Annotated in this window: 2 protein-coding genes; both read right to left on the reverse strand. The window is 69.1% G+C overall.

Features of this window, described 5'->3' with window-relative positions:
- Positions 1–507: ABC transporter permease (locus tag ACWGJ5_RS46520; protein WP_453315636.1), on the reverse strand; the 507-nt coding region annotated here is incomplete at its 3' end.
- On the reverse strand, positions 504–1452 hold a 949-nt coding region (locus ACWGJ5_RS46525), incomplete at its 5' end, for an ATP-binding cassette domain-containing protein (protein ID WP_453315637.1). The genes ACWGJ5_RS46525 and ACWGJ5_RS46520, both read right to left, overlap by 4 nt.

Below are 1452 nucleotides of genomic sequence, written 5' to 3' on the forward strand. Positions count from 1 at the left end.
GCTGATCAGGCCCATCCCGACCGCGATCCAGGTCAGTGCCAGGGCGAACAGGGCGATGAGTCCGAAGGCGGCGAGCCAGTCAAGGGCGGTGGCGTGGTGGGAGCGGAAGCCGATGGCCACGCCGACGGCGCCGACGAGGACCACGCTCATGACCGACTGCAGGACGCTGCCGATGACATGGCCGATGAGGATGGAGCTGCGGTGGATGGCCATGGTGCGGAAGCGGGCGATGATGCCTTCGCTCATGTCGGTGGAGACCGACACGGCGGTGCCGATCGTGGTGGAGCCGACGGTCATCAGCAGGATGCCGGGCACGATGTAGGCGATGTAGGCGGAGCGGCCCGCGCCGCCGCTCATGGCGTTGCCGAAGATGTACACGAACAGCAGCAGCAGCATGATCGGCGTCAGCAGCAGGTTCAGCGTGAGCGAGGGATAGCGGCGGGCGTGCAGGAGGTTGCGGCGCAGCATCGTGTTCGAGTCGCGCACGGCGAGGGAGAGGGAGCTCATCGCAGGGTCTCCTTGGACTGGTTCGGCCGGCTGTTCTGGTGGGGCACGCTGCCGCTGTCGGTGAGGGCGAAGAAGACGTCGTCGAGGTCGGGGGTGTGCACGGTCAGTTCGTCGGCCTCGACGCCGGCGGCGTCCAGCCAGTCGAGGATGGCGCGCAGCTCGCGCTGGCTGCCGCCGCTGGGGATCTGCAGGGTGAGGGCTTCGTCGTCGCGGGTGGCCTCGTGCAGCGCGGACGCGGCGTTGTGGTAGGCGGCCGGGTCGGTGAAGCGCAGTTTCACGTGTCCGCCGGGGATGAGCCGTTTGAGCTCATCGGCGGTGCCTTCGGCGGCGATCCTGCCGTTGTTCAGGACCGCGATGCGGTCGGCGAGTTCGTCGGCCTCTTCCAGGTACTGGGTGGTCAGGAAGACGCTGACACCGTCGGTGACGAGCTCGCGGATGATGCCCCACATCGTGTGCCGGGAGCGGGGGTCCAGGCCGGTGGTCGGCTCGTCCAGGAAGATGATCCTCGGGCTGCCGACCAGGGTCATGGCGATGTCCAGGCGCCGCTTCATGCCACCGGAGTAGGTCGAGGCGGGCTTCTTCGCCGCCTCCACCAGGTCGAAGCGTTCCAGCAGCTCGGCGGCCACCCGCCGCCCCTCCGCCCGGGGCAGGTGGTGCAGGTCCGCCATCAGCCACATGTTCTCCTCCCCGGTGATCAGGCCGTCGACCGCGGAGAACTGCCCCGTCACCCCGATCGCGGCGCGCACCGCCTGCGGGTCGGTGGCCAGGTCGTGGCCCGCGACCCGGGCCTGCCCGCCGTCGGCGGAGATCAGCGTGGACAGGATCTGCACCGTGGTGGTCTTGCCGGCCCCGTTCGGACCCAGCAGGGAGAACACCGAACCGGCCGGAACCACCAGATCGATGCCGTCGAGCACGACCTTGTCACCGTAGGACTTGCGCAGACCG

Source organism: Streptomyces sp. NPDC054783 (assembly GCF_053611725.1).